This window comes from Martelella sp. UBA3392 (assembly GCF_002358775.1).
Taxonomy (GTDB): Bacteria; Pseudomonadota; Alphaproteobacteria; order Rhizobiales; family Rhizobiaceae; genus Martelella; species Martelella mediterranea.
In genome coordinates, this window is record NZ_DEPM01000052.1 from 1 (window position 1) to 6,683 (window position 6,683).

Here is a 6,683-nt window from a genome sequence, read left to right on the forward strand (position 1 = left end):
AGCGCGGTGGTCGGCTCGTCGGCGACCACCAGTTTCGGCCGCATCGCGAAGGCCGCCGCGATCAGCACGCGCTGGCGCATGCCGCCGGAAAGCTCGTGCGGATAGGCGCGCATCACCCGTTCGGGATCGCGGATATAGACCTCCTCCAGCATGGCAAGCGCGACCTTGCGCGCCTCGCTGCCGCTCATGCCGCGTTTCAGCCTGAGCCCGTCGGTGAGCTGCGCCTCGATCCGCCTGCCGGGGTTCAGCGCCGTCTGCGGGTCCTGCGGGATCAGGGTGATCTCGTTGCCCATGATCTCGCGCAGCGCTCGGCCGGGCAGCGTCAGCAGATCACGGCCCTCGAAGCGGATATGGCCGCCTGTAACCTTCACCGTTGCCGGCAGCATGGCGAGCAGCGCCTTGGCGATGGTCGATTTGCCGGCCCCGCTCTCGCCCACCAGCCCGCGAACCTCGCCGGGCTCAAGGGTGAGTGATACATCGGAGAGCACGGGGCGGTTGTTGTCGCGCAGCGAAACGGCGCTGAGCGCCTCGATGGTCAAGAGGGTCATCGGCGCATCACCGGATCCAGCGCCCGGCGCAGGCCGTTGCCGAGCTGGTTGAAGGAAAGCACGGTGATCAGCAGCATTGAAAGCGGCGCGATCAGCACCCAGGGCGTATGATGGATGGTCTGGCGGCCGGCCGCGATCATCCCGCCCCATGTCGGCGTGTCGGATGAGACAGAAAGGCCGACGAAGGAGAGGATCGCCTCGACCACGACGGCAATGCCCATTTCCAGGCTCAGAAGCGCCACGAAGACCGGCATGATATTGGGCACGATCTCCTTGACAAGGATCTGCATGCGCGCGAAGCCGACGGTGCGCGCGGCGGTCACATAGTCCATGCTGGCCTGCGCGATGGTTTCGGCGCGCACCACCCGACAGAAGCGGGTCCAGTCGATGATCACGATCGCGGCGATCACCGAATGCAGCCCGGCGCCAAGCACGGCCACCAGCAGAACCGACAGCAGCACCGGCGGGAACGCCATCCAGATATCGACGAGGCGCGAGATCACCCGGTCGGTCCAGCCGCCGTACCAGCCGGCAAGCAGGCCGAGCAGCGAGCCGAGGATCGCCGCAAGGCCTGCGGCGATGACGGCGACGGTCAGCGCGATCCTTGTGCCGTAGATCAGGCGAGACAGCACATCGCGGCCGAGATCGTCGGTGCCGAGATAATAGCCGGGCTCCGCGCCGGGCGATGTCACTGGCGGGATGCGCGAGAGCATCAGGTCCTGCTCCAGCGGGTTGTGCGGGGCGATCAGCGGCGCGAAGATCGCGATCAGGAACAGCAGGGCAATAATGCCGCCGCCCCACAGCACGCGCTGTTCGGCGAGAAGCGCCGACAGCATCGGGTGCCGTTTTTTGGGCGGGGCGCCGGCAAGCGTGGTGTCAGCCATGTTTGAGCCTCGGATTGAAGAAATTGCCGGCAAGGTCGATGGCGATGTTGATCAGCACGAAGATCAGGCCGAACATCAGCACGATCCCCTGGATCAGCGGCAGGTCGCGGTTGATGACCGCGTCGATCGCCATATTGCCGATGCCGGGATAGGAAAATATTCTCTCCACGATCACCGTGCCGCCGATCATGAAGGTGAACTGGACGCCCGTCAGCGTCAGGGTCGGGCCGATCGCGTTCCTGAGCGTCTCCTGCACCACCAGCCGGGTTTCGGACATGCCCTTCAGCCGCGCCAAGAGCACATAGTCCTGCAGCATCGCCTCGTTCAGCGCTTCCTTGAGCGTGCGGATGATGACGGCGGCCAGCGGCAGGCCGAGCGCCAGCACCGGCATCACCATATGGGAGAGCACATTGAAGAACAGCGAGAACCGCAGGGTGACGAGGCTTTCGATCAGGTAGAAATTGGTGGCGAAATCGCCCGAAAGCGAGGGATCGACGCGTCCCGATGTCGGAAACACTGGAAAGGCGACGCCGAGCACCAGCACCAGAAGCAGCGCCCAGACGAAATCCGGCACGGCGAGAAACAGACCGTTCAGCACGTCGATGACCGATTCCAGCGGCGTGCGGCGGGCAAGGGTGGCGAGGATCGCAATCAAGCCGCCGCCGATGACGCCGAAGACCAGCGCGGCGAAGGCCAGTTCCAGCGTTGCCGGCAAGCGTTCCATCAACAGCGACAGCACCGGGCGCTTGAGCGAGATCGAGGTGCCGAAATCGCCCGTCAGCATTTCCCGTATCCACACGCCGAACTGGACGGGGATGCTGGAATCGAGCCCGTATTTGACCCGGAGCGCCAAGATATCGTCAGCCGAGGCGCCCGGCGAGATCATCATCGCGATCGGATCGCCCGGAACGATCCTGAGCAGACAGAAGACGATGACCGCGACGCCGAAAAGCGTCACGGCCGCCATCACGGCCCGGTTGAAAATTCCGGTGACAGACATCAAAACTCCGCCGCATTTCTTCAAGTTTGAAGGAGGAGAGCGGTGCTCTCTTCCAATGGATTTCCGCAAGCGACTCCACCCTCTCGTGTCACCCTCGGGCTTGACCCAAGGGTCCAGGCAGCGTTTTCCGTGTCGCCTGGAGGCTCGGATCAAGTCCGAGCATGACTCATCAGAGAGGAGGGGGCCTTCCTGCAACCTCAAAGAGGAAAGGTTGGCCCCCTTGCATTGACCCTTACTTCGGCGCGATAAGCGTCGGCTGCAGCGCGCCCGAAAGGTTCGGCTCCACCGTCAGCGTGTCCTTGAACACGATCGGCTGGACATATTGCAGCAGCGGGATGACATAGCCCTGCTCGGCGATGTATTTGCTGACGGCCTTCCAGCCCTCGATCCGCTTTTCCTCATCCATCTCGCCCCAGAGCGGGCCGATCATGCCGTCGAGGTCGTCGGTGTTCCAGACCGAATGCGGCGACGGGCCGAACATGGCAAAGCCGGTCGAGGTGGTCGGATCGCCGATCGCATTGCCCCAGTTGTAGAAGGCGGCGGGCGCCAACTGGTCGGCGGCGCGCAGCTCGTAATGCTTGGCGATCTCGTAGACCTCGATGTCGGCCTCGATCCCGACCTTGCGCCACATGCCGACGATCGCCTGGATCATCTCGTAATCCTTGGGCTTCAGCCCGCGCGTGGTCTGGATCGTGAACTTCACCGGATTGTCGACGGAATAGCCGGATTCCGCCAGCAGCTTGACGGCGAGATCGGGGTCGTAGGGTATCTTGATATCGGGATCGAAGGCCGAATATTCCGGCGCTTCCAGCGTGTCGAGCGGCACGCCGTAGCCCGACAGCAGCCGGTCGATGATCGCCTGCTTGTTGATCGCGTAATTGGCGGCAAGGCGCACATTCTTGTCGTTCATCACGTCGATATTGTTGAGGAAGATCATGCCGATATCGGAGACCGGCTCGGCCACGCCGGAAAGGCCCGGCTTGGCGATCAGGCGGTCATATTCCTCATAGGGGATTTCCAGCGTGACGTCCGAGGAGCCGGATTCGATCTCGGCAACGCGGCTCGTCGTATCCGGCACGAATTTGAAGATGACGGTGTCGAAGGCGGGTTTCTCGCCGTAATAGCCGGGATAGGCCTTGAGCTTGAGGAAGGCGTTGCCCTCATAATCCTCGACCATATAGGGGCCGGAGCCGATCGGGGCCTTCTCGAAGCCTTCCGCGCCGACCTTTTCGTAATAGGCCTTCGGCATGACATAGCCGGTGAGGAACGCCATCCACATGAACAGCGTCGGCTCGAAGCGCAGCACGTCGGCGGTGACCTTGTTGCCGTCGACCGAGAAGTTGCCGATGGTCGACCAGACAAACTGGATCGGGTTGCCGGTCTCGGGATTGGCGGCGCGTTCCAGCGACCAGACCACGTCTTCCGGTGTAAGGGGCGAACCGTCGTGCCAGGTCACGCCCTCGCGCACGTCCATCCACACCTTGGTCTTGTCCTCGTTCCAGCCCCAGTCGGTCAGGATGCCGGGCTCGAAGGAAAGATCCGTCTTCTGGCCGATGAACTGGCTGAAGATCGAGCGATAGATCGCCTGGATCGTCGGGTTGACGGCGGATGCGCCGACCGTCGGGTCGAAGGACGGCAGGTTGACGTTGAATGCGATGGTAAGCGTGTCGGTCTCGGCCGCGTTGACCGGCAAGCGGCCCGCGAGAATGCCTGAAACCAGTGCGGCTGCGCCAAGGCCAAGTGTCTGGCGACGGGTAAAGGTCGTCATGGTGATGCTCCAGTTGTTCCCCACCCCGTCGGACGCGTTTCCGCGGGGTCATGCTTGTTGTCTGATCCAAGTCTAAGAGCAAATCGGGCCGCGCGGCAAGGCAAATATTTGAGGTTTAAAGTTTTGAGCGCAGATTTTTGCAACTGTGATGCTTAAATATGCAATTGCATGTCTTTTGACGCAGGGATTTGGCGATCACCGGCAAATTGCGCCGGAATTCGCTAATTCAGTTGACATTTTAAGAAACCCAAAAATATGCTAATGCATGTTAATTCAGATTTCCGGTCAACGGAAAAGGGGAAATCGAGATGGCAGAACGGTCGTTCGCACGCGAGGTCGAGGACCTGAAACTGGGCGAGGGCGATATCTTCCGGGGCGAGGGTATTCTGGCCATCACCAAGGCGCTGCTGCAGTCCGGCGTCTCCTATGTCGGTGGCTATCAGGGCTCGCCGATTTCGCATCTGATGGATGTGCTGGCCGACGCCAAGGATGTGATGGCCGATCTCGGCGTCCACTTCGAATCCTCGGCATCGGAGGCTGCCGCCGCCGCCATGCTCTCCGCCTCGGTGATGTATCCGGTGCGCGGCGCGGTGACATGGAAATCGACGGCTGGCACCAATGTCGCCTCCGATGCGCTCTCCAACCTTTCCTCCGGCGGCGTCACCGGCGGCGCGCTGGTGATCATCGGCGAGGATTTCGGCGAGGGCTCCTCGATCATGCAGGAGCGCAGCCACGCCTTCGCGATGAAATCGCAGATGTGGCTGCTGACGCCGCGCCCCAACCTGCCCTCGATCGTCGATGCGGTCGAAAAGGGTTTTGAGCTTTCCGAAGCCTCCAACACGCCGGTCATGCTGCAGGTCGGCATCCGCTCCTGCCATGTCCATGGCCAGTTCGCCGCCAAGGACAACAAGCGCCCGGCCTTTACGCTCCGCGAGGCGCTGGAAAACCCCAAGCGCGATGTCAGCCGTATCGTGCTCCCGCCGGCAAGCTTTGCCCATGAAAAGGAAAAGCTGGAGAAGCGCTGGCCGGCGGCTGTGGAATTCGTCAAGGAAAACAAACTCAACGAATATTTCGGCCCGGAAGAGGGCGATGTCGGAATCATCATGCAGGGCGGGCTTTACAACAATGCCATGCGCGCCCTGCAGCAGCTCGGCCTTGCCGATGTCTACGGCAATGCACGGGTGCCGATTTACTGCATGAATGTCGCCTATCCGATGATCGACGAGGAAGTCGTCGACTTCTGCGCCGGCAAGAAGGCGGTGGTCATGCTGGAGGAGGGCGCGCCGGAATATATCGAGCAGGCGCTGCACACGCTGATGCGCCGCCGCGATCTCCAGACAAAAGTTTCCGGCAAGGATATCCTGCCGCTCGGCGGCGAATACACCACGCCGGTTCTGGTCAACGGTCTGACTGCCTTCTTCGAGGCCTATGCCCCGCAGATCCTTGGCAACCGCCCGCCGGTGCCCGATGCCGGCCCCGTGCTTGCCGATCCCAAGGTCAAGGCGCTGGCCGAGGTCGTGCCGCCGCGCCCGGCCGGTTTCTGCACCGGCTGTCCCGAGCGGCCGATCTTCGCGGCGATGAAGCTCGTGGAAAAGGAACTGGGCGAGCATCACGTGTCGGCCGATATCGGCTGTCACCTGTTTTCGATCCTGCCGCCCTTCAATATCGGCGGCACCACGATGGGCTACGGTCTCGGTCCGGCCTCGGCCTCGGCCTTCAACGTCGAATCCGACAAGCGCTCGATCTCGGTGATGGGCGATGGCGGGTTTTGGCACAACGGTCTTGCCACCTCCGTCGGCAATGCCGTGTTCAACAAGCAGGACGGCGTCATCCTGGTGGTCGACAATTACTATTCGGCGGCCACCGGCGGGCAGGATATTCTCTCCTCCCGCGCCAACAATGCGCGCCGCAAGACCAACAATTCGATCGTTGATGCGGTCAAGGGTGTCGGCGCCAAATGGGTGCGCCAGATCGACCGTACCTATGACGTCGCGACGATGCGCGACACGCTGCGCGAAGCGCTGACGACCAAGGAGGAGGGGCCGAAGATCATCGTCGCCTCGTCCGAATGCATGCTGAACAAGCAGCGCCGGGTGAAGCCACAATTCGCCAAGGCGGTGAAGGATGGCAAGCGCATGGTCAAGGAACGCTTCGGCGTCGACGAGGATGTCTGCACCGGCGATCACGCCTGCATCCGGCTGTCGGGCTGTCCGTCGCTCTCGGTCAAGCACACCGACGATCCGTTGAAGGACGATCCGGTGGCGGCAATCGACAATTCCTGCGTCGGCTGCGGCAATTGCGGCGAGGTTTCGGAGGCGGCGGTTCTCTGTCCCTCCTTCTACCGCGCCGATGTGATCCATAACCCGACCGGCTGGGACCGCTTCGTCCACCGCGTCCGCGCCGCCGTGATCGGCTGGCTGCAGAACCGCCGCCAGTCCCGCCGCATCGTTTTTGCCGAGTAGACCCATGATGATGACCGACAT

At 62.4% G+C, this 6,683-nt stretch carries 5 protein-coding genes; 1 reads left to right on the top strand and 4 read right to left on the bottom strand.

Annotation, left to right across the window (positions count from 1 at the left end; genetic code table 11):
- The 4 genes from B4E36_RS03935 to B4E36_RS03950 form a co-directional block, all read right to left on the bottom strand.
- Positions 1–548, bottom strand: a 548-nt coding sequence (locus B4E36_RS03935; protein WP_345900006.1) for an ATP-binding cassette domain-containing protein, incomplete at its 3' end; no start/stop codon positions are given.
- A complete protein-coding gene (locus B4E36_RS03940) occupies positions 545–1,384 on the bottom strand; it encodes an ABC transporter permease (RefSeq protein WP_292054216.1) in 840 nt (279 codons plus the stop codon). The genes B4E36_RS03940 and B4E36_RS03935, both read right to left, overlap by 4 nt.
- Before the next feature lie 40 nt (positions 1,385–1,424).
- On the bottom strand, positions 1,425–2,432 hold the full coding sequence (locus tag B4E36_RS03945) for an ABC transporter permease (protein WP_292054179.1): 1,008 nt from the start codon (positions 2,430–2,432) through the stop codon (positions 1,425–1,427).
- Positions 2,433–2,664: 232 nt separating this feature from the next.
- Positions 2,665–4,200, bottom strand: a complete 1,536-nt coding sequence (locus B4E36_RS03950) for an ABC transporter substrate-binding protein (RefSeq protein WP_292054181.1) — start codon at positions 4,198–4,200, stop codon at positions 2,665–2,667.
- Between the two features lie 308 nt (positions 4,201–4,508).
- On the opposite strand from B4E36_RS03950, the gene B4E36_RS03955 reads away from it, so the two are divergent.
- Entirely contained in the window at positions 4,509–6,662 is a 2,154-nt protein-coding gene (locus B4E36_RS03955; RefSeq protein ID WP_292054183.1) for an indolepyruvate ferredoxin oxidoreductase subunit alpha, read from the top strand.
- Positions 6,663–6,683 lie beyond the last annotated feature (21 nt).

What these genes read in the sequence shown, in the direction of transcription:
- B4E36_RS03940 (WP_292054216.1), bottom strand. Translation starts at nt 1,384, where the DNA reads ATGCTGTCGGCGCTTCTCGCCGAACAGCGCGTGCTGTGGGGCGGCGGC.
- B4E36_RS03945 (WP_292054179.1), bottom strand. Translation starts at nt 2,432, where the DNA reads ATGTCTGTCACCGGAATTTTCAACCGGGCCGTGATGGCGGCCGTGACG.
- B4E36_RS03950 (WP_292054181.1), bottom strand. Translation starts at nt 4,200, where the DNA reads ATGACGACCTTTACCCGTCGCCAGACACTTGGCCTTGGCGCAGCCGCA.
- B4E36_RS03955 (WP_292054183.1), top strand. Translation starts at nt 4,509, where the DNA reads ATGGCAGAACGGTCGTTCGCACGCGAGGTCGAGGACCTGAAACTGGGC.